33 protein-coding genes and 5 tRNA genes are annotated in these 24,729 nt (G+C 37.2%); 11 read left to right on the forward strand and 27 right to left on the reverse strand.

Annotated elements, in window-relative coordinates:
- Nucleotides 1-26: 26 nt before the first annotated feature.
- The 4 genes from CIG1485E_RS08250 to CIG1485E_RS08265 are packed head-to-tail and all read right to left on the reverse strand — an operon-like array spanning nt 27 to nt 2,403.
- Nucleotides 27-731 carry a glucosaminidase domain-containing protein gene (locus CIG1485E_RS08250; RefSeq protein WP_235183851.1) on the reverse strand — a complete coding sequence of 235 codons (705 nt, stop codon included), beginning with the start codon at nt 729-731 and terminating at the stop codon, nt 27-29.
- Nucleotides 712-1,452, reverse strand: coding sequence for a diaminopimelate epimerase (dapF, locus tag CIG1485E_RS08255; RefSeq protein WP_038455352.1), 741 nt, complete (start codon nt 1,450-1,452; stop codon nt 712-714). Before dapF ends, CIG1485E_RS08250 begins: the two co-directional genes overlap by 20 nt.
- Complete coding sequence (coaE, locus tag CIG1485E_RS08260) at nt 1,433-2,041, reverse strand: dephospho-CoA kinase (protein WP_038455354.1); 609 nt, start codon at nt 2,039-2,041, stop codon at nt 1,433-1,435. The genes dapF and coaE overlap by 20 nt, the downstream gene beginning before the upstream one ends.
- 8 nt (nt 2,042-2,049) lie before the next feature.
- On the reverse strand, nt 2,050-2,403 hold the full coding sequence (locus CIG1485E_RS08265; RefSeq protein ID WP_038455356.1) for a RidA family protein: 354 nt from the start codon (nt 2,401-2,403) through the stop codon (nt 2,050-2,052).
- 119 nt (nt 2,404-2,522) lie between these two features.
- Here CIG1485E_RS08265 and purM point away from each other — a divergent pair, with 119 nt between their 5' ends.
- Nucleotides 2,523-3,506: a phosphoribosylformylglycinamidine cyclo-ligase gene (gene purM, locus CIG1485E_RS08270; protein WP_038455358.1), complete on the forward strand. Its 984-nt coding sequence runs from the start codon at nt 2,523-2,525 to the stop codon at nt 3,504-3,506.
- Between the two features lie 28 nt (nt 3,507-3,534).
- Here purM and CIG1485E_RS08275 read toward each other — a convergent pair whose 3' ends face one another.
- The 9 genes from CIG1485E_RS08275 to CIG1485E_RS08315 all read right to left on the reverse strand — a co-directional run bounded on the left by CIG1485E_RS08275 (nt 3,535) and on the right by CIG1485E_RS08315 (nt 9,930).
- Complete coding sequence (locus tag CIG1485E_RS08275) at nt 3,535-4,710, reverse strand: replication-associated recombination protein A (RefSeq protein ID WP_038455360.1); 1,176 nt, start codon at nt 4,708-4,710, stop codon at nt 3,535-3,537.
- A gap of 1 nt (nt 4,711) precedes the next feature.
- A complete protein-coding gene (locus CIG1485E_RS08280; protein ID WP_038455362.1) occupies nt 4,712-5,602 on the reverse strand; it encodes a DMT family transporter in 891 nt (296 codons plus the stop codon).
- A 40-nt stretch (nt 5,603-5,642) separates the two neighbouring features.
- On the reverse strand, nt 5,643-6,179 hold the full coding sequence (gene tpx / locus CIG1485E_RS08285) for a thiol peroxidase (protein ID WP_038455364.1): 537 nt from the start codon (nt 6,177-6,179) through the stop codon (nt 5,643-5,645).
- A 119-nt stretch (nt 6,180-6,298) separates the two neighbouring features.
- Complete coding sequence (locus tag CIG1485E_RS08290) at nt 6,299-6,709, reverse strand: RDD family protein (RefSeq protein ID WP_038455366.1); 411 nt, start codon at nt 6,707-6,709, stop codon at nt 6,299-6,301.
- On the reverse strand, nt 6,709-7,317 hold the full coding sequence (pyrE, locus tag CIG1485E_RS08295; protein WP_038455368.1) for an orotate phosphoribosyltransferase: 609 nt from the start codon (nt 7,315-7,317) through the stop codon (nt 6,709-6,711). The genes CIG1485E_RS08290 and pyrE overlap by 1 nt, the downstream gene beginning before the upstream one ends.
- 1 nt (nt 7,318) lies before the next feature.
- Nucleotides 7,319-7,876, reverse strand: coding sequence for a ribosome recycling factor (gene frr, locus CIG1485E_RS08300; protein WP_038455370.1), 558 nt, complete (start codon nt 7,874-7,876; stop codon nt 7,319-7,321).
- Nucleotides 7,866-8,819, reverse strand: coding sequence for a polysaccharide deacetylase family protein (locus CIG1485E_RS08305; RefSeq protein WP_038455372.1), 954 nt, complete (start codon nt 8,817-8,819; stop codon nt 7,866-7,868). The genes frr and CIG1485E_RS08305 overlap by 11 nt, the downstream gene beginning before the upstream one ends.
- Nucleotides 8,819-9,151: a preprotein translocase subunit SecG gene (gene secG, locus CIG1485E_RS08310; RefSeq protein ID WP_038455374.1), complete on the reverse strand. Its 333-nt coding sequence runs from the start codon at nt 9,149-9,151 to the stop codon at nt 8,819-8,821. The genes CIG1485E_RS08305 and secG overlap by 1 nt, the downstream gene beginning before the upstream one ends.
- Before the next feature lie 98 nt (nt 9,152-9,249).
- A complete protein-coding gene (locus tag CIG1485E_RS08315) occupies nt 9,250-9,930 on the reverse strand; it encodes a Bax inhibitor-1/YccA family protein (protein WP_038455376.1) in 681 nt (226 codons plus the stop codon).
- 188 nt (nt 9,931-10,118) lie between these two features.
- On the opposite strand from CIG1485E_RS08315, the gene CIG1485E_RS08320 reads away from it, so the two are divergent.
- Genes CIG1485E_RS08320 through CIG1485E_RS09660 form a run of 5 tightly spaced genes read left to right on the forward strand, consistent with a single transcriptional unit; the run spans nt 10,119 to nt 12,891 of the window.
- Nucleotides 10,119-10,778 (forward strand): NAD(P)H-dependent oxidoreductase, encoded by a 660-nt coding sequence (locus tag CIG1485E_RS08320; protein ID WP_197408317.1) that lies wholly within the window; start codon nt 10,119-10,121, stop codon nt 10,776-10,778.
- A gap of 12 nt (nt 10,779-10,790) precedes the next feature.
- Entirely contained in the window at nt 10,791-11,678 is an 888-nt protein-coding gene (locus CIG1485E_RS08325; protein ID WP_235183852.1) for a carboxymuconolactone decarboxylase family protein, read from the forward strand.
- Complete coding sequence (locus CIG1485E_RS08330; protein ID WP_051870963.1) at nt 11,675-12,193, forward strand: cupin domain-containing protein; 519 nt, start codon at nt 11,675-11,677, stop codon at nt 12,191-12,193. The genes CIG1485E_RS08325 and CIG1485E_RS08330 overlap by 4 nt, the downstream gene beginning before the upstream one ends.
- Before the next feature lie 8 nt (nt 12,194-12,201).
- Entirely contained in the window at nt 12,202-12,765 is a 564-nt protein-coding gene (locus tag CIG1485E_RS08335) for an NAD(P)H-dependent oxidoreductase (protein ID WP_081867157.1), read from the forward strand.
- Complete coding sequence (locus tag CIG1485E_RS09660) at nt 12,766-12,891, forward strand: hypothetical protein (protein ID WP_265182798.1); 126 nt, start codon at nt 12,766-12,768, stop codon at nt 12,889-12,891. It begins immediately after the preceding gene.
- Nucleotides 12,892-12,980: 89 nt separating this feature from the next.
- Here CIG1485E_RS09660 and CIG1485E_RS08340 read toward each other — a convergent pair.
- A tRNA-Ala gene (locus CIG1485E_RS08340) sits at nt 12,981-13,056 on the reverse strand.
- A 131-nt stretch (nt 13,057-13,187) separates the two neighbouring features.
- Between CIG1485E_RS08340 and CIG1485E_RS08345 the strand changes: the two genes are divergently transcribed.
- The 5 genes from CIG1485E_RS08345 to CIG1485E_RS08360 all read left to right on the forward strand — a co-directional run bounded on the left by CIG1485E_RS08345 (nt 13,188) and on the right by CIG1485E_RS08360 (nt 13,718).
- Nucleotides 13,188-13,262: transfer RNA gene (locus CIG1485E_RS08345), tRNA-Gly, on the forward strand.
- Nucleotides 13,263-13,268: 6 nt separating this feature from the next.
- Nucleotides 13,269-13,355: transfer RNA gene (locus CIG1485E_RS08350), tRNA-Leu, on the forward strand.
- A gap of 19 nt (nt 13,356-13,374) precedes the next feature.
- Nucleotides 13,375-13,448, forward strand: a tRNA-Cys gene (locus CIG1485E_RS08355).
- A gap of 19 nt (nt 13,449-13,467) precedes the next feature.
- Nucleotides 13,468-13,623: a hypothetical protein gene (locus tag CIG1485E_RS09550; RefSeq protein WP_197408319.1), complete on the forward strand. Its 156-nt coding sequence runs from the start codon at nt 13,468-13,470 to the stop codon at nt 13,621-13,623.
- A gap of 7 nt (nt 13,624-13,630) precedes the next feature.
- Nucleotides 13,631-13,718: transfer RNA gene (locus CIG1485E_RS08360), tRNA-Ser, on the forward strand.
- Between the two features lie 60 nt (nt 13,719-13,778).
- On the opposite strand, the gene CIG1485E_RS08365 is transcribed toward CIG1485E_RS08360, so the two are convergent.
- The 13 genes from CIG1485E_RS08365 to CIG1485E_RS08420 all read right to left on the reverse strand — a co-directional run bounded on the left by CIG1485E_RS08365 (nt 13,779) and on the right by CIG1485E_RS08420 (nt 24,726).
- Entirely contained in the window at nt 13,779-14,996 is a 1,218-nt protein-coding gene (locus CIG1485E_RS08365) for a beta-ketoacyl-ACP synthase (protein WP_038455378.1), read from the reverse strand.
- Nucleotides 14,993-15,694 (reverse strand): 3-oxoacyl-ACP reductase FabG, encoded by a 702-nt coding sequence (fabG, locus tag CIG1485E_RS08370; RefSeq protein WP_038455380.1) that lies wholly within the window; start codon nt 15,692-15,694, stop codon nt 14,993-14,995. The genes CIG1485E_RS08365 and fabG overlap by 4 nt, the downstream gene beginning before the upstream one ends.
- On the reverse strand, nt 15,687-16,115 hold the full coding sequence (locus CIG1485E_RS08375) for an ApeP family dehydratase (protein ID WP_051870964.1): 429 nt from the start codon (nt 16,113-16,115) through the stop codon (nt 15,687-15,689). The genes fabG and CIG1485E_RS08375 overlap by 8 nt, the downstream gene beginning before the upstream one ends.
- Nucleotides 16,108-17,253: a beta-ketoacyl synthase N-terminal-like domain-containing protein gene (locus tag CIG1485E_RS08380; protein ID WP_038455384.1), complete on the reverse strand. Its 1,146-nt coding sequence runs from the start codon at nt 17,251-17,253 to the stop codon at nt 16,108-16,110. The genes CIG1485E_RS08375 and CIG1485E_RS08380 overlap by 8 nt, the downstream gene beginning before the upstream one ends.
- Nucleotides 17,250-17,603: a hypothetical protein gene (locus CIG1485E_RS08385; protein WP_038455386.1), complete on the reverse strand. Its 354-nt coding sequence runs from the start codon at nt 17,601-17,603 to the stop codon at nt 17,250-17,252. The genes CIG1485E_RS08380 and CIG1485E_RS08385 overlap by 4 nt, the downstream gene beginning before the upstream one ends.
- Complete coding sequence (locus CIG1485E_RS08390) at nt 17,597-18,112, reverse strand: 4'-phosphopantetheinyl transferase family protein (RefSeq protein WP_038455388.1); 516 nt, start codon at nt 18,110-18,112, stop codon at nt 17,597-17,599. Before CIG1485E_RS08390 ends, CIG1485E_RS08385 begins: the two co-directional genes overlap by 7 nt.
- Nucleotides 18,109-20,229, reverse strand: coding sequence for an MMPL family transporter (locus CIG1485E_RS08395; protein ID WP_038455390.1), 2,121 nt, complete (start codon nt 20,227-20,229; stop codon nt 18,109-18,111). Before CIG1485E_RS08395 ends, CIG1485E_RS08390 begins: the two co-directional genes overlap by 4 nt.
- Nucleotides 20,226-20,759, reverse strand: a complete 534-nt coding sequence (locus CIG1485E_RS08400; RefSeq protein WP_038455392.1) for a LolA family protein — start codon at nt 20,757-20,759, stop codon at nt 20,226-20,228. The genes CIG1485E_RS08395 and CIG1485E_RS08400 overlap by 4 nt, the downstream gene beginning before the upstream one ends.
- Nucleotides 20,756-21,154 (reverse strand): acyl-CoA thioesterase, encoded by a 399-nt coding sequence (locus tag CIG1485E_RS08405; protein ID WP_038455394.1) that lies wholly within the window; start codon nt 21,152-21,154, stop codon nt 20,756-20,758. The genes CIG1485E_RS08400 and CIG1485E_RS08405 overlap by 4 nt, the downstream gene beginning before the upstream one ends.
- Nucleotides 21,141-21,875, reverse strand: a complete 735-nt coding sequence (locus CIG1485E_RS09375) for a hypothetical protein (RefSeq protein WP_158336119.1) — start codon at nt 21,873-21,875, stop codon at nt 21,141-21,143. Before CIG1485E_RS09375 ends, CIG1485E_RS08405 begins: the two co-directional genes overlap by 14 nt.
- Before the next feature lie 148 nt (nt 21,876-22,023).
- Nucleotides 22,024-22,725, reverse strand: a complete 702-nt coding sequence (locus tag CIG1485E_RS09380; RefSeq protein WP_051870967.1) for a glycosyltransferase family 2 protein — start codon at nt 22,723-22,725, stop codon at nt 22,024-22,026.
- On the reverse strand, nt 22,718-24,226 hold the full coding sequence (locus CIG1485E_RS08415; protein ID WP_051870968.1) for an AMP-binding protein: 1,509 nt from the start codon (nt 24,224-24,226) through the stop codon (nt 22,718-22,720). The genes CIG1485E_RS09380 and CIG1485E_RS08415 overlap by 8 nt, the downstream gene beginning before the upstream one ends.
- Nucleotides 24,223-24,726 (reverse strand): COG4648 family protein, encoded by a 504-nt coding sequence (locus CIG1485E_RS08420; RefSeq protein ID WP_038455396.1) that lies wholly within the window; start codon nt 24,724-24,726, stop codon nt 24,223-24,225. Before CIG1485E_RS08420 ends, CIG1485E_RS08415 begins: the two co-directional genes overlap by 4 nt.
- Nucleotides 24,727-24,729 lie beyond the last annotated feature (3 nt).

The raw sequence follows: 24,729 nt of genomic DNA on the forward strand, positions 1-24,729 counted from the left end.
GCAAGTATTATTCCAAATTCGCGTTACTAATCTTCATCAAATTTGGTTAAGTCGTATAGATTTATGGTTTTTTCGAGTTGTTTGACGTAAATTCTACCCATTTGAGAGTATTTTTCCATAGTTTGAGCCGCTTCTAAGCCACCATATTTTAAGCCATTTTTAGCATTTTCTAGCCTTGCATCTCTGAAGCTTGCGTAAGCTGGATGTGAGTTTAGATTTAAGACGTAGGCATCGACTGAGTCTTGCAAGGAGTTAAAAATGCGGATTTTATGCGTTTTGTTCTCATCTCTGTTTAGCGGGACAAGTCCTTTTTGACCCCAAGTCCAGTGACCAAAGATATTGTTGGCTTCTTTGGCAAATCTGCTTTTTCCCCAGCCACTCTCTACTGCCCCTTGAGCGATAGCAAGCGAGATTGGTACGTTTGAGAGCTTTTTGATGTATTCGTTTTCGTCAAACAAATTTACTATCTTATACTCTTTTGCGATTTGTAAAAGTCTGGATAAATTTTGCGAATCTAAATCTCTAAAAGATTGTTTGTATATGAAATTTAGGTAGGTTAGAGCAAACTGCCTTTTTTGGCTTGTGCTTTGGTTTGCATTTTGCGTTAAGCGAGCGATCGTGGTTGCAAACTGTGCTTTTTGCTCTTTTATATCTAGCCTGTAATAACTCTGCGGAAAGCCACCAAATGCAAGGCTTACCACAAATATAAAGCTAATAAATAGTCGTATCAAAACAGTGTTTTACCATTCCTTTAAAATATATAACTTCGTCTTCAAACCTCATCCAAAGCTCTTCGCCACTTTTTGGATTTACCTTTAAATTTGGAGCAAATTTAAGGCTTTTATATCCAGCATAAAATGACGCTGCCATACCTGTGCCACAAGCGTTTGTTTCGTTTTCTACTCCACGCTCGAAGGTTCTGACTTTCAAAATTCCATTTTCAAGTTTAGCAAAATTTACATTTGCGTTATATTTTTTTCTCATTGTAGCTGATGTTTGTAAATCAAATTTAGACAAATCATTTACAAAAGTCACAAGATGAGGCACGCCAGTATCGTAAAAATGCCAGTCAAATCCAAGCTCACTAAACTCATCGCTTAGTTTTTTGGGTGTTGTGAGAGCCACTTCGACAAGGTTTTGCTCTATTTTAGCCTTTATCACTCCAGCTCCCGTGACAAACTCACACTCATCTTTGCACAGTCCGTTTTTAAAAGCATAAAGTGCCGCCGCTCTTGAGCCATTGCCACACATGGCCGCGTGACTTCCGTCGCTGTTGTAAAACTCCCATTTAAAATCACTATTGCTATCTGGCACCAAAACGATAAGTCCATCAGCGCCAACCCCGTTAAATCTATCACATAAGCTCACGGCAAGCTGGCTTCTATCTTCGCTTTTGAAAGTGTGAAATATGACAAAATCATTGCCGCTTGCATTATATTTTGAGAGTTGCATTGTTTTCCTTTATTGTTTTTATGAGACTTTCTATTTGGGTGTTTAGGTTTTTGAGATCGCCGCTATTATCGATGATGAAATCAGCTTTTTGGCGTTTTAGCTCTATATCCATTTGTTTATCTAGCCTTGATTTGGCTGAGTTTAGGCTGAGTTCATCACGCTTCATCACCCGCTCCAAAAGAATATCATTTGGCGCGTAAACTAAAACTACTTTTGTAAGCTCATCATAGCTATTTTTTTCGTAAAAAAGTGGAATATCTATAAAATACGGGAAATTTAGCTCTTCAAATTTAGCTGCTTTTGCCAAAATCTCAGCTTTGATTTGTGGATGAAGCAAGCTTTCAAGCTCTCTTAGCTTGGCAGTGTCGTTAAAAACGAGTTCGCCAAGCCTCTTTCTATCGACTAAACCACCTATGATAAACTCTTTGCCAAATAGATTTTGGATATTTGTGGCGTTTTGGTTTAGGATTTCGTGAGCGATCTTATCAGCGTCAATCACGCTAAAACCGTGAAGCATAAGCAAATTTGATACTGTACTTTTGCCACAGCCGATATTTCCAGTGATTACATAAGCGTTTTTGTAGTTCAAATTTATCCTTATTTGCTAGCTATGACTTCGACTTCGATTTTCACGCCTTTTGGTAGGTCTTTTACCGCTACTGCGCTTCTTGCAGGATATGGCTCTTTGAAATATTCGCCGTAAATCTCATTTACTGCATTAAAATCAGCAATGTCGGCTAAAAATACAGTTGTTTTGACTACATTTTCATAGCTAAGCCCTACTTCTTTTAGAAGTCCGCCGACGTTTTTTAAAGCTTGATGAGCTTGAGCGTTTATGTCTTTTGCGATTTTGCCTGTGTTTGGCTCTAATGGAATTTGACCGCTACAAAATACTAAATTTCCAGCAACTCTATAAGCGCTATATGGTCCGATTGCCTTTGGATAATCCATAGTTTCTCCTTAAATTTAATAATGTATTATATCATCAAATTTGGATTTTATTTAACATAAAAAGACAAAACTAAGCCCAAATTTGGTAAAATCAGCCAAATTTATATCAAGGTAGAAAAATGATAAGTTATAAAGAAGCAGGTGTGGATATAGACGCTGGAAATAGCTTTGTTGAGGGGATTAAGCCGTTTGTCAAATCGACTCTAACTCCCAATGTCATCGGCGGTATTGGCTCATTTAGCGGGGCTTTTCGCTTGCCAAGTGGATACAAAAAGCCAACTCTTCTAGCTGCGACTGATGGCGTGGGAACCAAACTTCGCTTAGCTATTGATGCAAACAAACTTGACAGCGTAGGTCAAGACCTTGTGGCAATGTGCGTCAATGACCTGATTTGTAACTTTGCTACTCCGATGTTTTTCTTGGATTATTACGCTACTGCTAAACTAGATGTGGATAGTGCCAAAAAGGTCGTAAAGGGCATAAGCGATGGCTGTAAAATCGCAAAATGCGCTCTAATAGGCGGCGAAACTGCAGAGATGCCAAGCATGTATGAGGCTGGGGATTTTGATCTAGCTGGATTTGCTGTAGGAATTGGCGAAGAAGATGAGATCGATAGGACTAAATTTGTAAAAGCTGGCGATGTTTTGGTCGCTTTGCCAAGCTCTGGTCTGCACTCAAATGGCTACTCACTAGCTCGCGCTGTCATCAAAAAACAAGGTTTAGACCTTGATAGCGACTTTGGTGGAAAACCTCTCATAGACGTGCTTTTGACCCCGACTAGAATATATGTAGAAGAATTTTTGAAGCTAAAAGGTGAGATTAGCGCACTTGCTCACATCACTGGCGGTGGAATAGTAGAAAACTTGCCAAGAGTATTCCCTGCTGGACTTGGTGCAAAAGTAAAAAGAGGCGCTATCAAAACTCCTGAGATATTTAAACTCATCGCAAAAAGCGTTGAGCAAAGCGAAATGGATAGGACATTTAACTGTGGCGTTGGAATGATACTAGTCGTTCCTGAGCAAAACGTTAGTAGTGTGTTATCAAAATGCGATGGATATGTTATCGGAGAAGTTTGCTCTGGTAGCGGTGTAGAAATGATCTAATGAGATTTGCTAACTAACTTTTTGTTAGTTAGCTTTTTATTTTTGTTATCCATTCATCTAAAGTTTTTTCAAATCCAATCTTCTTACTTTCATAAAATTTCAAATCCTTGCTTATATAATCTTGCTTTACCCAGCCACCAAAATCATGTGGATATAGATAGTTTTTCTTAGCTGGATCTGTGTTTATAAGGTATTTTGGCACGTTTAGTGGAGTTTGGTTTCTCACAAAATCTAAGGCTAAATTTATAGCATTATAGCTTGAGTTTGACTTGGGTGAGCTAGCTAGATATACAGCGCACTGAGCAAGTATAATCCTAGCTTCTGGATAACCTATTTTACTAACAGCTTGCATTGTGTTAGTAGCTAAATTTAGCGCATTTGGGTTAGCATTGCCTATATCTTCACTGGCTAGTATCACCATTCTTCTAGCCAAAAATCCAGGCTCTTCTCCAGCGTCAATAAGCCTTGCTAAATAATACAAACTCGCGTCTATATCGCTTCCTCTTAGGCTTTTTATCATTGCGCTGATTAGCTCATAGTGAGTGTCGCTGCTACTAGCTCCCTCGCTTTGCCTTTGGCTTCTTAGGATTTGGAGCGTTTTTAAGCTAACACTTTTATCAACCGTTAGTGCGAAATCAAGCAAATTTAACATACTTCTAGCATCGCCACTACTGCTGCTTATGAGATAGTTTTTAGCATTTTCATCTATCTCAAATTTAAGCTTCCCACGAACTCTTTGAAGCAAATTTAACAAATCATCATCGCTCAAAGGCATAAACTCAAAAATCATCATTCTTGATCTTATGCCACTGCTAACTACAAATTTAGGATTTTCGGTCGTCGCACCCATGATGATACACTGATTTGTCTCCATTGGGATGAGTAAGATTTCTTGCTGAGTTTTGCTAAGTCTGTGAAACTCATCGATAAAAATAAGCGGTTTATACAAGCTTCCTTCAAATTTGGCTATGATTTTTCTTATATCATCGCTTTTGAGATTTGCGCCATCAAGCTCGTAAAACTCATAATTCATCTCACTAGCAACGACTTTTGCCATGGTCGTTTTACCGCACCCTGCACTCCCAAAAAACAAGCTATGTGGGATTTTTTTGGCCTCTATAAATTTAGCAAAGATCTGCTTTACGTCTTTTTGCCCAGCAATGTCATCAAGGCTTTTTGGTCTAAATTTGGTAGATAAATCCATATTAATCCTTTTTTGATAGCAAAAACACACAAAGCATAATCAGCCCAAAACCAAAATAATCAAAAAACGCAAACTCAGTTCCAAGCCAGAAATAACTAAAAAATCCAGCGCTCGCTGGCTCAATAGCAGCGATAAGACTAGCCCTTGTTGGTCCAATAACGCCAACTCCAGTCATATAAAAGCTAAAAGCCAAAATCGTCCCAAAGACTATTATCCCACCAAGTGCTAGGTAACCACCAAAATCGCTCACGCCCTCCAAACTCCAAACTCTCATATACAAGCTAAGTACCACGCCACCTATCACAAGCCCCCAACCAAGCACGAGAGATATGGGGAATTCTTTGTTTAGTCTTTTTGGTGCGAAGTTATAAACCACAATGCTAAGCGCGCTTATAAGACAAAACAAAAGCGCTGTTTTGGAGATGACAAGAGTACCAAACTCGCCATGCGTCGCTAAGAAAAACACGCCCACAATGGCTAAAAATAGAGCAATTAGTTCTTTGATATATGGAAGTCTCTTTTCGAGCAAACAAGCAACAATGAGTATAAAAACTGGTGCAGTGTATTGAATGACAGTGGCAACTGCAGCGTTTGATAGCTCAATAGAATAAAAATAACTATACTGTGTAAGCATAAGTCCAATCAAAGAATATAAAAGTATAGTTGGCAAATTTCGCGGATTTTTGAGAGGCAAAAACAGTATTTTTGGATTTTTGAAGATATAAACTAAGAGCAGAATTATGCCAGAAAGCAAAAGACGATATGGCACAAGCCAGTCAGCACTAACGCCTTTTTGCGTAAATAGATACTGACCGCACGCACCACTAAATCCCCATAAAATCCCGCCAAGAAGCGTGATAGCCACGCCAAAGATATAATTGCTATTTTTCATCTCGCAATTATATCAGAATTTTATGTTTTATTTAGTTATTTTAATGCATTCCACATCCGCAACCACATCCACCATGACTTTGGACTGCAGCGCTGATAGCATCATAATTTGGCTCAGTTTTGATCTCGCTTACTATCTCTTTATAGATTACGATTCCATCGCCATTTACTATGAAAACAGCTCTTGCAAGCAGGCCCTCTAAAGCGCTATCTTTTAGTAAAACGCCATAAGCTTTACCAAATTTAGCTGCCCTGAAGTCGCTTCCTGTTTGAACGTTTTCTATGCCTTCAGTAGCACAGAATCTTCCCATAGCAAATGGCAAATCCATAGAGATAACGCTAACACTAACGCCATTTTTGCCAGCCATTTTTTCGTTGAATTTCCTTGTTTCAGTAGCACAAACTCCAGTATCTAGTGACGGAACTGTTAGTAAAATTTGAAACTTGCCGTTAGCTCCACCAACCTTGAAAGTAGATAGATCTTTGCCTACTACTTCTACTTCTGGAGCTACTTGACCCACATTTATTTCGTTACCTTCTAAGGTTACTGGATTTCCACCTAAAGTTACATTTGCCATTGCTTATCCTTTAAAAATTTTATTTGATTATAACCTAAATAGGATAAACAAACTCTTAATAATAAATTTTAATTGTTTTAAATTTGGAGCAAGTTATTTAAGTGAGTGATTTTAGTGGATTATTTTTTGGATACGCTTATAGTTCCACTTAGCAGATCGTGCAGGTTTCGCCTGTCTTTGCGAAAAAAGCAGAAAAACGAACCGCCAAAAATAAATGTAGTAATAAAGAAAAAATATCTAAGAAAATATAGCAAAAAACTTGCCTTTTTGCCATTCAAAGTAATGACGTAAATCTCTTGGGAGCGATAGCCTGGACTTTGAGCAAGGCGAGTGAAAAATGCAGTTTGGATAAGTCCGAAAACTATCCAAACGCATAAAATTGCAAGCTGATTATGCAAAAAATCGTCCTTGCCACCCAGTATCAAATATGTAGTCACGTACAAAAGCGGAGCAGCTATCAAAAACATATCAACTATAAAAGCCTTAACCCTTGAGATGATAGATGATGGCACCGCCTTTTGCTTTTGCATTAGTTGCCGCGGCTTCCTGGTTTTATGGCTTTGCTTCCTGTTTTGCAAAGCGGACACTCATCAGGAGTGTAAATCTCAAACTCAAAGTTTCCAAGTGCGAAAAGTGGCTTATCTAGTGGGAGTTTACAGCTATCTTTTCTAGCATTATCAAATCCATAAAGTGAGCAAAATCCACGGTTTGCAAGTGCTGCAAATGCTACAACTTCGCCGCCAAGCTCTTCTATGATTTTTGCGCTCTCTAGTGCTGAGCCGCCAGTTGTAATGATGTCTTCACAAACGATAAATTTCTCGCCTTTACTTACGCTAAATCCACGTCTTAAGCTCATCACTTTTTCAACTCTTTCAGTGAAAATAAAGCGTTTTTTGCCAGCGCGCGCTAGCTCATAACCAGCCAAAATACCGCCAAGTGCAGGAGAGCAAACGCTATCAAACTCTACGCCAGATTTTTGTATCACGCTGTAGAGCTCATCAGCTAGTTTACCCGCTAAAATCGGATCTTCAAGCACTTTTGCACTTTGCAAATAATACTCTGAGTGATTTCCGCTACTAAGTAAAAAATGCCCCTTTAAATACGCTCCAGCGTCTTTGTAAATTTCTTCTAAATTCATATCAAACCTTTAAAAGTTCTGCTTCTTTTTCTTTGACTGCTTGGTCAATTTTAACTATATACGCATCAGTGATTTTTTGGACTTCATCATAGCCCTTTTTGATCTCATCTTCGCTAGCTAGTTTGTCTTTTTCTATCTTTTTAACTTCGTCATTAGCGTCTTTTCTGATGTTTCTGATAGCGACTTTTGCTTTTTCGCCCATTGATTTGGCTTCTTTAGCATTTTTTTGTCTATCTTCAGTTGTCATAGGAGGGAAAAATAGCTTCACACTCTCGCCATCGTTGTTTGGGTTTACACCGATATTTGCAGCTTGGATAGCAGCTGTGATTGTTTTTAGCATCGGTTTTTCCCAAGGAGTGATAGAAATCGTACTCGCGTCAGTTGCAAGCACGGTGGCTACTTGGTTTAGTGGGGTTTGACTTCCATAGTAATCGACATAAATGTGATCTACTATGTTTATATTGACTTTGCCTGTTCTAAGTGTGCCAAAATCACGTTTTAAAGCTTCTAGAGCCTTATCGCCCAAAGCTTTTTGGTTATTATAAATTTCATTTAGCATTTTTGTCCTTTGTGATGATTTGTGTTGCGGTTTTTAACTTATCGTTTATTATTATTCGTACTCTATCTTTTGTTATTTTTTGGTCTATATCTACTTCTATAATGCCGTTTTTTACTTCTACTTCTTTGCTTCCAAGCCCAGATATATACAAGCTTACTTTACTTGAGTTTGTATCAATCCTAGCTATAATTTTAGCCAAATTTCCATCTTTTGGATAGACTTTTGGCTCTATAAACTCAGCTTTTAGATATTTGCTGGCTAAATTTGACTTCAAATTTGTATCACTAAATAGAGCAATTCTATCTAAACTGCTAAGATTGCTATCTTTAGAAACTGCGCCCAAGTTTTGGTTGAAGATAGCTTTGAAGCCGTAACTCTCAGCTATCTTAGCTACATTTTCATCAAATTCCCCATACGGATAGCTGAAATACTTTGGTTTGAAGCCCAAATTTGCCTCAAAGACTTCCAAGCCTAGCGTAAAATCTCTACGCAGCTCCTCACGCTCAAGATGAGTCATATGAGGATGAGAATAGCTATGATATGCGATGTCGCCGTATTCTGCGCTACGTTTTATCTGCTCAAAACTCATAAAGTCGCCATAGCCTTTTTGTGACGCTTCTACATATATAAAAAGCGTAAATGGATAGCCAAATTCTCTAAATATAGGCAAACCATTTTCATAAAAACTCTTATAGCTATCATCTACACTTAAAGCTACCCAGTTATCTGGAACTTCTTCTTTTGCTTCTACTTTTTTGATGATTTCATCAAGCTTTACTACTTTGTATCCATTTTGTTTGAAATAATTAAATTGATTTCTTAAAGCCTGCGATAAGATACTTGTACTTGGGTGCCTCGCATCATCAAATCTATGATAGATGAAGATGTGCGCGTCAGCAAAAACCCAAGTAAAAAATGCACAAAGTAGAAGCAGTGTCCGCATTATTTAGCTGGAGACGCTGGGACAACAGGTGCCGCTGGAGCTTCGCTTGGAGCTGGAGCTACTGACATTTGTTTGAATTCATCTGTATTTACGACAGAGTTTCTTAGGCTTTGGTTATATGTATATCCAAGTGCTAATGTGTTTAGTATGAAAAGTAAGCCTACAATAAATGTAAATTTAGCCAAAAATCCAGCTGGACCTTTCGCACCAAATAGGCTTTCATTGCTTCCGCTATAAGCGCCAAGACCCATTGAAGAGCTTTTTTGAAGTAAGATAGCTATAGTTATGATAACAGCTAAGATAAATTGTAAAACTAAAAAGAGTGAACTCACGAATATCCTTTTTTTATTATTAACTCGTGATTATAGCAGTAAAATTATAAAAATTTAGTTAAATTTAATTTGACGCCAAAAATGACGTCAAATTTAAGCTACTCGTTTTTACTAAAAATTCCAAGTAGTTGAAGAAGTGAAATAAATAGATTTAAGATATCAAGATACAAGGCAACAGCAGCCAAAACTGGACTATCATATCCCCCGCGTAAAATCATTTGAGTATCATAAAGTATATATGCACTAAAAAGTATCGCTCCAACAGCTGCGATAACTGTCGCTAAAAGTGCGCTGTGGAAGAATAAATTTAGCAAGCTAGCTACAACTACCACGATTAAAGTGATAAATAGCATTTTTCCCATTGCTGAGAAGTCTTTTTTGGTGTTAAATGCAAATACAGTCAAGCCGCCAAATGCTACAGTTGTCATCAAAAACGCTTGAGTGATGATGTGTCCCATTCCTGCGCCGATATATGTGTTTAGTACCGGACCAAGAGTAAGTCCACTTACAAAAGTAAATCCAAATAGCATAACAAGCGCTAAACTAGGATTTTTGCGTGAAAACATCAAGCCAAAAAGCAAAGCAAACTCTAAAATAAGCAGCATCCAGCTAAAAGATTTGACATAATCGACGCCGATATAAGCTCCCGCGGTCGCAGCTAGAAGTGACGCGCTTAGTAGTTTGTAAGTTTGTTTGACGAACGAAGCTCTAGCGCCTTGGCTGATTTCTTCACGTTCATAGCTTCTTTCTTGAGCATAATTTCTGTCGTATAAACTCATTGTTTCTCCTTTTAAATTTGTGCGAGTGTATCAAAAAATGATAAATATATGATAAATTTTGTTTTTGCAGAGCAAATGCAAGTCTTAAATTTAAAAAATTTACAGATACCCTTGACATACACCTACTGTTATGCTTTATAATTTTACAAAATCTCAAAGGAGAAAAAATAAATCATCGCAGAAACTTTATGAAAAAAACAGCAGCTTTAGGTGCTTTGATAAGCTTTGGAGGTATAAATTCACTTTTTGCAAATCAAAAGGACGTGTCAATGCAAGACAAAATTTTAATCATCTCAGGCCATACAAATTTACAAAACGATTCAGTAGCAAACAAAAATATCATAGCAAATTTAAAGGAGCTTTTGCCCTCATCTACCGTGCTAGATTTAGGAAGTATGGATTATAAATTTGATGTCAAAAGAGACCAACAACTACTCTTAGATCACGATATTATCGTTATGCAGTTTCCGCTTTTTTGGTATTCGTGGCCATCAAGTATGCAAAAATGGGTAGAAGATGTCTTTACTCATGGTTTTTCTCACGGAAGCAGTGGAAACAAGCTAAAAGGCAAGAAGATTTTGTTTTCTCTCACGACTGGAGCAGGAGAAGAAGCGTATAACAAAAACGGCTTTATGAAACATGAAATAAGCGAGTTTTTGTATCCGATGGACGCCGTGGCAAATCTAGCTCAAATGCAAAATTTAGGCTTTATTTGCACTTATGGAGTTAGTTATTCTATGCGTTCATCTAAAAAAAGTGAGATCCAAAACAAAGCAAAAGAACACGCTAAGCGAGTAGCAGAAGCCTTGCAAGGATCTAAATTTAGACAAAATTCTAGCCAAATTTAACAAGGAAAACATATGCAAAGTCGCAGAAACTTTATCAAACAAACAGCCCTCATCACAGCTGGAAGCATTACTCTTGGCGCAAGCACTTTAAACGCCAATTCAAATTCAGGAGCAAAAATGAAAACAGAACCTATCGCAAATTTAACCCCAAAAGCTAAAGAAAACTTCATGGCATTTTTAAAAACCACAGATCTGCCAGTAGGATACAGCGATCCTGAGTTTATAAGTAATTATATTAATTTCGCCTTTGATGAAAGCCTGGAAAAATCAGGCATAGATCACCAAAGTGCGGTTTTGCTTATCATGGTTAGCTTGGTGGCAAGTGGCGGGGAAAATGAATTTGAGCATATGGTAAATGCTGGGCTAAATTTGCAAATAGATCCTAGCGTTCTCAAAGAGACTTTATACCACACAACTCCTTATGTGGGTGTCGGAAAAATGGCGCAATTTATTAGGGTATTAAACTTGGTCTTTGCTAAAAGAGGCGTGGAGCTAAAGCAAAGTGGGAGTCAAACCACAACTAGGCAAAACCGCCATGAAAAAGGCCTGCAAGCTCAAATAGATATTTTTGGTGAAGGCATGAAAAAGTATAAATCTACATTTGCGCCAGATATGGCACATTTTGCGGATTTTTTGAGTGCGAATTGCTTTGGGGATTATTACACCAGAACTGGGCTAAATTTGAGCTTTAGAGAGCTTCTCACATTTGCTATTTTAGCCAGTCTTGGCGGAGTAGAAAGCCAGCTCAAAGGTCACATAACAGGAAATTTAAATATGCAAAATGACAGAGCCAAACTAATAGCAGTCATCACGCTTTTAGTGCCTTACATCGGCTATCCACGCTCACTAAACGCATTGAATGCGATAAATGAAATCACACCGTACAAGGAAGAAAAATGAAAAAAACAATTTTAGCAGTTTTAGTGGCTGCAACTTTAGGAGAAATAACAATGGCAAAAGAGATCAAAGCTACAAATTTAAATGAGAAAAATGAGTTTGTTCAACCATTTGAGCTTGGCGAACTAAATCCATATGGCAAGTTCTTTACTGGCACGACGTATTTAAACACTTTAGATGACGGCTCAAGTGGCAGAAAAGTAAATATCGCAAATGTGACTTTTGAGCCTTGTAGCCGCACAGATTGGCATACTCACTCAAAAGGACAAGCCCTTGTCATTACCGCTGGAAGTGGGATTTATAAAAGCTGGGGCAAACGCGCAAGGATAATCGAGCCTGGAGATATCGTAAAAATAAATCCAGATGAGAAGCATTTTCACGCTGGTGGGGCGACCACGTGGATGGCACATCTCTCAATCATGGATGCAAATGATAATAAAACTGTATGGCTAGAAAAGGTAAGTGACGAAGAGTTTAAAAATGCCGTAGCTGAAGCGATCAAACAACCAAATAAATAGGAGTAAAAATGATAAGATTAATTTTGGCAATTTTGCTTGCTTGTGGCGTGGCTTTTGGAGTTGAGGCTCCGGTTAAAACGCTAATCATCGCTTCTCATCCGTATAAAGAAACTAGCACGTTTTTTAAAGGATTAAAAGAAGCAGCAAAAACGGTCTCAAACGTGACTATTCGCGACTTAGAAGAAATTTACGGCTTTGACACTAGAGCAATTGACGGCGATAAAGAGTATAAAATCATGCAAGAACACGAACGAGTTGTGTTCTTGTTTCCAACGCATTGGTTTAATATCACGCCAATGATGAAAGCCTATCTTAACGAAACTTGGGGAAGCGTGGGGCCAGGACTGTGGCAAGGAAAGCAGATGCTTGTGGTCTCAACAGCAGCTGGTGGCAGCTCTACTTATGGCAAAAATGGTCGCATAGGAATGGAGCTAGCTGATGTATTTGTGCCGATGAAAGCAAGCGCTTTGCATTGTGGAATGGTGTATTTAGAGCCATTAGTTTTTCAAGGCGTGAGCCGCTCTAAACTACCACAGTATCAAAAGGAATTTATAAATAGACTAAGTAGATAAATGAAAGTAAAAAGGCTTGTGTGGATAAGCGATTTATGGCAAAGCATACTCCACACCGCCAAAAAGATACATAAAATCTTTATACTTCTTAAAAGAGGTACTGTTTTGGGTACTGTTTTTATTTAATTACCGATAACAAATGAAAACTTAATTTTTACTAGATGATGATTTTTAGGGGTTTTTTGAAGTTTAAGAAATGATTGGAATATGGTACTTGGTGGAGTTAAGCGGGATCGAACCGCCGACCTCTTGAATGCCATTCAAGCGCTCTCCCAGCTGAGCTATAACCCCAACAATGATAATTGTATTTGGAATATTACCAGCTTTTTACTTAGATTTTTTTGAAATTTGACTAAATTTAAAAACATTTTAAATAAATCTTTAAGCTTTGTTTTGATATTATTTCATTTCCAAAAAATAACGCGGGAATAGCTCAGGGGTAGAGCACAACCTTGCCAAGGTTGGGGTCGCGAGTTCGAATCTCGTTTCCCGCTCCATTTTTTGCCCAGGTGGTGGAATGGTAGACACAAGGGACTTAAAATCCCTCGGATATTTTTTCCGTGCCGGTTCAAGTCCGGCTCTGGGCACCACCCAATTATTTGTTTGCATGGCGACATGGCCAAGTGGTAAGGCAGAAGCCTGCAAAGCTTTTACCCCCAGTTCGAATCTGGGTGTCGCCTCCAAAAGTTTATAGGAGTTCTTATGCGTTACTTTATTATGGCGCTTATGATTACTGCATTTTTTGGTTGTTCAAATACTTGGCATGGAGTTAAAGAAGACTCAAATAGTGCATATCAATGGTCAAAGAAAAAGGTCAATGACGGCGCTGAATGGGTTGGAGAGAAAACTTCAAACTAACACAAACCGGGAGATGGCTGAGTGGTCGAAAGCGGCGGTCTTGAAAACCGTTGAGGTGAAAGCCTCCAGGGGTTCGAATCCCTTTCTCCCGGCCACTAAATTTAATCAATTTAACTTTATTTTGTTGCCCTACTAATTTAGTAAGACAATTACTTTTAATCAACTTTTTTGAAAATCAAAGATGTATTCACCCCACCAAAAGCAAAGTTATTACTCATTACAAAATCTGTGTTGATAGACGCCAAATCTTTAAGATAATTTAGCTTAGCGCATCTTTCATCGATATCATTTAAATTTATCGTAGGGTAAAATTTGCCCTGTTTCATCATCTCGATACAAAATATAGCCTCCTGTCCCCCGCAAGCCCCAAGAGTATGACCTAAATAACTTTTCGTACTTGAAATAGCTATGTCGCTACCAAAAACTTGATTTGTCGCTATGCTTTCTGCGATATCTCCAAGAACTGTCGCAGTGGCGTGAGCGTTGACGTAGCCTATATCTGCTGGTTTTAAGCTTGCGTCTTTCAAAGCCAGCTCCATAGCCACAGTCATTGTTTGGCTATTTGGCTGGGTTATGTGTGTGCCATCGCTTGTACTACCAAATCCAACTACCTCAGCAATAGGCTTAACGCCTCTTCTCATCACACTTTCTTCACTCTCAAGTATCAGATATCCAGCCCCTTCACCAAGCACCAGCCCATCACGGTTTGCGTCAAAAGGCGACGGAGTAAGTTTTGGAGTCTTATTTTTAGAACTTGTCGCATAAAGCGTATCAAAAACATAAGCCTCACTAGCGCAAAGCTCCTCAGCCCCGCCCGCTATCATCATATCTATTTTGCCAAATTTGATCGATTCGTAAGCATATCCTATGGCGTGACTTGCTGAAGTGCAAGCCGAACTAGTCGGTATGATCCTACCTTTAAGACCATAAAAAAGTGCTATATTTGCAGCTGTAGTGTGTGGCATCATTTTTATATAGGTGTTTGCGTTGCAGTCGCTTTGTCCATCTAACAAAAGCTTAGCCATAGAAGCTATTGCGTCTGTGCTTCCAGTACTTGATCCTGCGACGACGCCCATTGAGCCATTTTTTATACTCTCATCGCCAAGTAAATTTGCCATTTCAAGCGCCCTGCTAGTCGCATCGACGCTAAAGCAACTCACCCTACCCATGCTTCTAGTTTGTTTTCTACTCCAAGAGCTTGGCATACTATATCCATCCACAGGAGCAGCAAGCCTAGTAACCAAATCTTTATATTTTTCCCATTCATCCATATATCGCACTGCATTTTGCTTTTTTTCAAAAGCCACTTTTATGCTTTCCCAAGTATTTCCAAATGAGCTAATTATCCCATATCCGGTTACAAAAACTCTCATATCATGCCTCCATTTACACCTATTACTTGTTTTGTTATATACGCTGCTTCATCTGTGAGTAAGAAATTAACGATACCAGCGACCTCTTTTGCCTCACCAAAACGCTTAGCTGGTATGAGCTTTTTTATCTCATCTAAGGGCAAGTTTTCGTCTATCATATCTGTCATTATGAGCCCTGGAGCGACCACATTTACAGTGATATTTCTACTTGCAAGCTCTATGGCAAGGCTTTTGCTAGCCCCTATTAGCCCAGCTTTGCTAGCTGAGTAGTTGCTCTGACCTCTGTTTCCAGCTATGCCACTTACTGAGCTAATGACGACTATTCTACCAATCTTAGCTCTTATCATAGGCATTATAAGTGGATTTAAAACATTATAAAAGCTATTTAAATTTGTATTAATGACGCCTTTCCAATCATCTTCGCTTATAGCTGGAAATGCAGCGTCTCTAGCTATCCCAGCATTTAAAACCACTGCGTAAAATGGCTCACTAAATTTAGATAAAGCCTCTTTAGCTTCTAAAGTATCGCCGACATCGAAGCAGACAAACTCGCTTCCAAGCTCCTTGCTTAAGCTTAAAAGCCCGTCGCTCTTGCTTCTTCCGTGGATCACCACTTCATAGCCACTTTCTTTTAGCCTTCTAGCTATTGCCTTGCCGATGCCCCTACTTGAACCAGTTACTAATACTTTTTTATTCATTTTTCAACCTTATCATCATTTTATCGCTTGGATTAAGCACGCTAAGCTTTGCACGAGCAACTAGCCCATCGCTTACAAAAGCCTCACAGTCATAAACCCCAAATCCGCTCTCATCTTGAATCGAAATAGAAGCGTTGATATCCACCACGTCGCCTATTTCTAAATTTGGTCTAAATAGTTCGCATTTTCTACTACCAATCAAAAAGGCTAGCTTTTGTGCACTATTTTTGTCCAAAAAGCTCTTATAAAGCCCCAAAGTTTGAGCCATTATCTCTATAAGCACGTAGCTCGGGAATTTGCCATTTTTGATAAACTCGCTATTTTTGATAGTCGTTCTTGTCTTTATGCTCTGGGTATTGACAAAAATAATTTCATCAACCAAAACCATATCGCCACTATGAGGCAGCAAACTCTCAATCATCATCCACTCCTAAAATTATACAAGCGTTATCTCCGCCAAATGCAAACGACAAACTCATGGTGTTTTTCACAAGCTTTTTTTGTAAATTTGTGACTAAATTTATCTTCTGCAAGGCATCATCATAGCCACTTTTTATACTTTGCAAAGGCAAAAAGCTATCACCCAAAACCAAAGCACAAAGCCCACTTTCTATAGCTCCAGCAGCCCCAAGCGTGTGTCCTATGAGCTGCTTTATCCCACTACTTGGTGATTTTATCCCGCTACTAAACACAGCGTTTGACTCCATTAAATCATTTGCTACCGTGCCTGTTGCGTGCAAGCTCAGATAATCCACATCGCTTAAATTCGCCGCGTTCAGGGCTGATTTTATCAAATTTGCTTGATAAAAACCGTCGCTTCTGGGACTCGTCATATGAAATGCGTCGCAGTTTGCCATAGCACTTTTTATGCGTATCTCTCCAACCTCGTTACTTCCAACTATCATAAAAGCAGCGCCTTCGCCTAAATTTGTCCCATCTCTAAGCTTACCAAATGGATCGCATTTATGACGTGAAAGTATCCCAAGAGAATCAAACCCAAACAAAGTAAGAGTATTTAAACTATCCACACCGCCAGCTATCACGGCTTTACAAATCCCACTCTCCACTAAATTTTTTGCCTCACTTATAGCTTTGATCCCAGACGTGCAAGCAGTAGAAATGCTATAAGCAACTCCGCTAAGCCCCAAAAAATCACGAATAAATTTAGCCGGATTTGACAAAGAATGCTTTTGCAGATCAAATTTCGCCATATCAAATTTGCCATTTTCAAAAACCCTGTAGTTTTCTTCCACGCCTGAAGTCGTCGTACCTACGACCACTCCGATATTTTGCCTACCGTATTTTGCTGTAAGCTTTGCGATTTGCTCACAAAGTGGCAAAATAGCGCTCAATGCGATTTGGTTGGTTCTTGTTTGATAAATGCTTTCTTTGATAAATTTAAAGTCCAAAAGCTTATCAGCGACCTTTGCGACCATAAAACTTTTATTTTGAACTTCGGCGATTTGCAACGCACTTTTGCCTAAAAAAGCGTTTTGTAAAAGCTCTTTTTCATCTCCAGCAGATGAGAGAATGCTTGGTTTTGAGATAAAAACTTTCATAGTTCTTTTGCCTTGCAAGTTAGTTTTTTGGCTTTTATCAAAGATATTTTTTCTTCATTTTTTATCATATTTAAAATTCCTATAAATATTTCATCAAATTTAGCATTTGGTGGCAAAAATTTTGTATTTTGAAACGCTCCATTTTCTAGCTTTTTACTCACAACTGGAGTTAAAAACGCGTCTAAAAGGACGAAATTTAGCTCATCAGAGACATAAAGCATATAACGCTCTTTATCGCAAACCAGCTCAAAACTTTTTTGACCAAATTTAGGCGTCGCAGGAGCTTCCCATTTGGTCGCACAACCAGCCAAAATCAAAACTAAAACCCCCGCCAAGCCAGCTTTTAGCACACAATCTCCTTTAGCATAAATCTCTTTTTGCAAACGATAGTTATCAAAAAATCTTTGTAAATTTGATGAGTTTTAAAGATATTTTTATCGCAAAAATTCACATTTTTTAAACTGCCAAAATCCAAATTTTTTAGCTTTATAAGAGCTTCTTTTGTGGTGAATATCTTATAAAACTGGAGCAATTTATCACTGCTATTTTGCCAAATCCTCATCTCATCATCGTCAAAACAAAACTCACAAACGCTGGCAATTTCTCTATCTTTTAGCTTTTCAGCATCTATCCCAAATCTCACATTTCCACTCACTAAAAAGCAAATTCCATCTTTATGCGACAAACAAACTCGCCTTTTTTGGGTGCGATTTTTTAGCACTCTTGAAACCACAAAATCCCTATTTTGAAGTAAATTTGGCGATTTTTTAACTCTATTTTTATCGCTTCTATTTAGGCTTTTATAAGAAAGCTTTAGAGTGCTTTTATCGGCCAAAATATGCAATTTAGCCACTCTCATTTTGCGCTCCTTAAAGTAAGCAAACAAGCACAAAGTGAGGCTAAAAATACGCTCAAAAATACGCTCAAACCAAAGCTAAAAACAGCGCTCGTAGGACTAAGAGCCAAAACGCCAAATGAAAAAATAGACGTCACGCTTGCTGAGATTATACCTAAAATTCGATTTTTAAAATGCATCTTTAAGTCACAAGCAAAAAGCATATAATCAATCCCCACAGCGCTTCCTAAAATCAAACCAAATATCGTAAAAATATTTATCTCAAATCCAAAAATAGCAAAAAAAGATAGACAAAACAAGCTAACCCAAATGACTATAAAATTTATTTTCACACTGGTTTTAAGCCCAAGCAAAGCCCACAAAGCCAAAAAGCAAAACACAAAACCACAAATTTTTAGAATTACAGCATTAAGCTTAATGTCTATAAATGAGCTATTTATATTTTTAACATAATCGCTATAATTAGCACCAAATTTATCTAAAATAGCGTCAAACTCAGCGTTTTGCGTCGCTTTAGCGATATAAATAATCTCTTTATTATCTGCAAAAAAATTATCACATTTAACGCCCAAAAGCTCCAAACAAACCTCTTGTGGACTAAGGCTTTTTTGTGAAATTATTTTGTGAAATTCGCTTTGTAAATCACTTTGCAAAATGCCGATATTTTCGTATTTTTGGACTATTTTTTTATCATTTTGAGCTTTAGCTAGCTCATCTTTTATCTCATTTTGCAACCAAATTTCGTTAAAAAATTTAGATACAAAAAACGGCTTTTCTATCAGATTTCCAAGACTTTCTACTAAATCTTTGCTCTGATTTTGGCTCACTATGATAAATTTGCTTCCCACCAAGTCCATCTCTTTAGCAAAAACCATTGAATGCTCCAGCATCCAAGTGGGGGCTACTGAGTAGTTTTTGATATCATCACTCAAATTTGAAGTGGCGATTTTATAAATCCCAATCATGGTAAAAATAGCCGCAAAAGCAGCGATAAATTTAATATTTTTAAGCACTGTTTTGCAAGCTAAAATCCAAAAATCAAGCAATTTATCAAAGCGTTTGTGACTATAAAAAATTTCATCTTTTATCAAATTTGGAAATAAAAAATAGGTGCCCAGCAAAGCTCCAATCAGTGAAAATAGTGAAAAAATAGCTATTTCGTGTAAAAATCCCATTGGCGAAAATAAAAATATTCCGTACCCAAAAGCAGTCACAAAAAATGCTATAAAAAGAGTTTTTCTCACACATTTTATATCAGAAATTTGGATTTTTTTGCCCGTGTTTGAGCTCAAAAAATGAAGCGGATAATCAAGTATGAGACCTATCAAACTAGTAGAAATCACAAGGGTAAGCACATGCAAACTATCAAGTACTAAAAGCGTGCCAAAAAGCCCACAAACTAGCGAAAACGCCACTATAAAAATCATATAAAAGGCTCTAAAATTGCCAAAAGCAAACCAAATAAATAAAATACTCAAAACCAGCGAAATAGCCCCAAGATACGAGCTTTGCTCTATTGCAGTTTTTTTAGAATATGCTTGAAATAAAAATGGTGAGCTTAGATAAATCTCATCTTTTTGTTTAAGCTCGCTAGCTAAATTTAAGAGTTTTTCATAAGAATAATTTGACTTTACTTGGTAGCTCATCAAATAAAAATTTTCAGTTTTTAAAAGCTTTGTTTTTGGATCAAATTTCGCTCCAAAGCTAAGATCCAAACCCCTAACAAATCCGAAAAAATCGCTACTCAAAGGTAAAATTCTAAAAGGCGAAAATATATTTTTAATACTATCATCAAAAAATAAATTTGGATCGCTCTTAAGTGTATTTATCAAATTTATATCAGCCAAAGCTAAAATATGGCTTGATAAATTTGCTATATTTGGCTCATTCTTGTAAAGCAAATTTGAGTTATCAACTAGATTTTCTATAAAATATTTATCTTTGATATCCTTAAAAAGTATAAAAAAATCATTTTTGGAGTTGAAATTTGCTATGATTTTTTCTTCGCCATTATCAAATTTAAGCTCTAAAAGCGAAAAAATATCCGTATTTATCTTGGCTAAGTTTTGCCAGATAAACAGTGAAAAAATAGCAAAAATAACGCCAAAAATTACTCTCATATATCACCAACTTTGAAGCTATAGATCGTCACGTCACCGCCCGCTTCATCTAGCTTTATTGTTTTTACAAATTTATCGCCACTTATTGTGATTTGCTTAAAAATCTTAGCGATGATATTTTTAGGATTAAGCTCTATTTGCCAGCTAGGTTCATCGCCACTTATGATAAAATCAAAATCGCTTTTTAAGGCGGTCAAATTTACATTTAGCATATTTAGAAATAGCTCTTCATCAAAAATTAGCTCTATTTTACGGTAATTTTCGCCGTCAAACTCAAAAATCCCTTCCTTGCTAACCCTTATGCTAAACTTAGTTGGCTTAGTTGTGTTTTGCTCAAAAGTCCCATTGATTATGCTAAAAGTACCACTAGAAATTATGCTATTTTTAAAACCTTGTATTGTTTTAGTCTGGGTGAAATTACCCTCTACCTGGTCAGTTTTGATTAGGTTTTTGATACCCTTTTCATTAAAGCCAAAAAGGCTACTAACACTAACGCTAACACCAACTAACAAACAAAAAATAAACTTCATATTATCCCTTTTACCAGCTCTTTTAGCTTGTTTGGAGCACTAAATTGTGTTTGTAAATTCGACATTTTTACGCAAGCTTGCGATGTCGTCGCGACGCAAACTTTTTGCCCGTTTTGGTTGTAAATTTCATATTTAAACTTTAAAAAACTCTCCACTTCTATAAGTTTTACCTTTATTTCTATCTCGTCTTTGAAAAATAGCGGAGCGATAAATTTAAAATCCATTTTCGCCACAGGATAGGCGTAGCCGTCGTTTTTCATATCTTCATAATCATACCCAAGCTCGCTTAAAAACGCGCACCTTGCTTGCTCGATAAACTTAACGTAATTGCCATGCCAAACCACGTTCATACTATCCACGTCATAAAACTCGACTTTACTCTTATAGCTTTTCATTTTTACCCCAATAATCAAAAAAATTAAACCACATTTGCGGATAAGATTTGCAATTTTGCGCTAGTAAATCAGCGTAAATTTGGATGTAGGAGCCGATTTTTCGCCTATTTACATCGTTGGCTAAGAAATCAGCTTTTAGATGATATTTGCCTTTGATTTTTATGCACCAAAGCGCCCAAATATCGCATTTTAATATACTAGCTATTGCAAATCCACCTTGTGGGAAATCAGCCATTTTGCCTAAGAATTTTACTTGCGTGGTTTTGTTGCCATTTAGTGGTGTTCTATCGCCCATCACGCAGATAAATCCGCCGCCATCTATGAAATTTGATATTTCAAGCATTGAGCTGATGTCTAGCTCATCGACCTTAAAGGTTTTGATATTTGTTTTGCTAAGTGAGTTTATGATATTTGTGAAATTTGCACTATTTTTATCATAAACCAAAATCGCCATTTTCAAGCCTTTTGCGTGGCTGCTAAGCGCCCTTGCGATCTCGATATTTCCAAAATGACTAACGATGACTACCTTCCCTGACCCACCAGAAAAAAATAGCTTATTTAGCTCTCGCTCGTTGTCTAAAATCAGATCATCGAATTTAATCTTTCCTAGCCAAACGGCGATTTTATCAGTTAAGCTATTTGAGAACTCATAAAAATTCAAAAACCTATTTTTATGTTTTGTTGCAAATTTAGCATTTAAATTCGCGTAAAACTTTTTCAAATTTTGTCGCTCATTTTTAGAAATGATAAAATAGACAAAAGATACAAGAAAAATAATCGGTGTCAAGACAAATTTGGGTAGAAAATATACAAGATAAAAGGTAATTTTCAGCAAAATAAATGAGCCTTTTTCCTTTTGTTCAAACCAATTATTTGCCACTTTTTAGCCTTTTGTAAATGAAAAATGGCAGAGTAAAAAACGCTTTCGCTTGCATTTTTGATATTAGAAAATTATCCCTAAATGACCTAAAATACGAAATCTCACCATATCTTACTGGCACTTCAATCCAACAAATCTCAACTCCATTTTTGTAGTAATTCATAAGTATTTCGATATCAAACTCCATTCTGTTTGAAGTCGTATCTTTGATAGCCTTAAGATCCAAAGGATAGATTCTCATGCCAGTCATCGCGTCTTTAAATTTGCCACCAAAAGTGTTTATATATACCCAAAAATCGGTAATTTTTCTACCATAAAGCCTACTTTTTGGTATGTCTTGCCCGTATTTTCCATATCCACAGATTAAATTCGAAGGATTTGTGGCTGATAATTCAAGCATTTTTGGTATGACTCTTAGGTCGTGTTGCATATCGGCATCTACTTGAAATGCGTGGGTAAATCCATGCTCTAAAGCCCAAGCAAAACCAGTTTTAACCGCAGCCCCTTTGCCAAGATTTTTTTCGTTACTTAGCTTAATAACGTCCAAATCCTTGATAGCTTTTTTGGAGGCTTCATCGCTTCCATCATCTATGATGACTATTGTTTTATCGTAAGCCTTCAAGATTTCGCAGATTTTGACTATGTTTCGCGGGTGGTTAAAATACGGTATCAAAAAGCAAATTTTATACAATTCTTATCCTCCCACTTGCGCTTATTTTTTCATTTGCGTAGACTTTGAAGTTGATCAGATTTGCCTCTTTTGAGATTGTGATTTTGCAGATGTCAAAAGGTCTTAGAAACGCTGTAAATTTCAAGTTTTCCACATTATAAGGCTTATCAATCACGGTGCCAAGCTCACTCAAAGCGTCCATAACAAATCCAACTTGCATAAATCCAGGAACAAGTGGAAAATCCCTAAAATGCCCCTCAAAAAAGAAGCACTCTTCGCTAATATTTGCTTGCATTTCTAAAGGATTTATCAGCTCAAATTTAGGCGTAAGCTTTCTTTGCCAAACTCTTTTAAAATCATCAACGCTAAATTTGCCATAACTATTTTTTTCGATTTTTTCTACAATTTTAAAGTGGCGAATATTTGTCTTAAATTTATCAAACAAATGCCCCTTTAAAGCTTTGATAATCCCGTTTTTACCACTATTTCTAAACTCATCCTTGCCTTCTTTGCTAAGGCAAATCAGAGCCTTTATACGCGTGTCGCCTGCGAGTAAGGCGCATTTAGAATCGCTAATAAATTTATGATTTTTAAGCTCACATTCAGCCTCATCGAGACTAAATCTAAACTCATTTAGCTTTATAATGCGGTCAAATCTACCAAGAAGCTTCAAGCTTTTGCCACTGATCTCAGCCATATCTGAGCTTAGATATTCCTTGCACCATTTTGAGTTTATAATCAGCCTTTCTTGGTCGTTTAGGCTCAAATTTACACCGCCCAAAATCTCAAATCCAGACCCGAAATTTGCTGCTACGATACCTGTTTCTGTGCTGCCATATATCTCCATGATTTTCGCGTCAAATTTATTTCTCAGCTCATTTTCTAGCTTCGATCCAGCCGTAACTATCAAATCAGCCTTATTAATATTTGTTCCTCCGTATTTGCTAATAGCACTCAAAACCACTGGAGAGCTGATAAAAATGGTATTTGTAAAATCATAGCTAAGCACGATTTCAGGATAATCAAGCTTTTTGCTAAGCACTTTTAGTCCCGCAATAAGAGGCAAAAACACCTTAAAAGTAAGTCCAAACATATGTTGGTGAGTGACGCTTGTATAGAGATTTTGAGCGTTCAAGCTTAGAAAATCGCGCAAGAAAATAGCCTCTTCAAACATATCTTTGAGCGACTTTTTTATAGCCTTTGAGCTACCGCTACTTCCTGAAGTGTATAAGAAAAACTCATAGTCCAAATTTAGCTCAAATTCGCTATCCAAATCGCCACTAAAATGTGCGAAATTATCATCATTAATATCGGCAAATTTAGCATCAGAGACGACGTGAGCAAGTGCATTTGCACTCATCGCTCCAAAAAGTGCAACGCAAAAATCAAAAGTAGAGCTCAAATAAATTTTGATCTCTTTTATATTTTTTGACCTCAAATATGAACCAAATTTTAAGCTTTGGTCTGCAAGCTCGCTAAAGCCAGATTTTTCTTCAAGAAAATAGACATTTTCATTTATCATCGCACAAAAATCTTTCTATAAATAATTTCTCCCACTAACAAAACACCAACTAACAAGTAACTAACAAACCCGCAATAAATCATCCAAATATGTTCATTTATAAAGGCTAAAGCAAGGCAAATTCCAGCATTCAAAGCAAAAAATACAATCCAAATTTTAGTTAAATTTCTAGTGTAATTTATAGCTTTTATCGGCAAATCTTTTTGCTTCAATCTTGCAAACTTAGTTATGATAGCTTCGTCTTTTAAGCTATATAAAAATATCCCTAAAAATGCTAAATTTACGGCAACTGGATACAAAAACTTCAAATCATTTAGAAAATAAACCACCACAAAAAATAGGCTAAATAGATAAAAAATCCTGTTTTCCAGCCAAGCTCTCACACCCCACAAAATAGCAAGCAAAAGCAAAACGCCACTCAAAAAGCCTAAATTTAAAACCACAAAAAACGGATAAGCCAGTGTCGCTAAAAAAATTAAAGTTTTAACTAACACTAACATTTG

This window comes from Campylobacter iguaniorum, assembly GCF_000736415.1.
Taxonomy (GTDB): domain Bacteria; phylum Campylobacterota; class Campylobacteria; order Campylobacterales; family Campylobacteraceae; genus Campylobacter; species Campylobacter iguaniorum.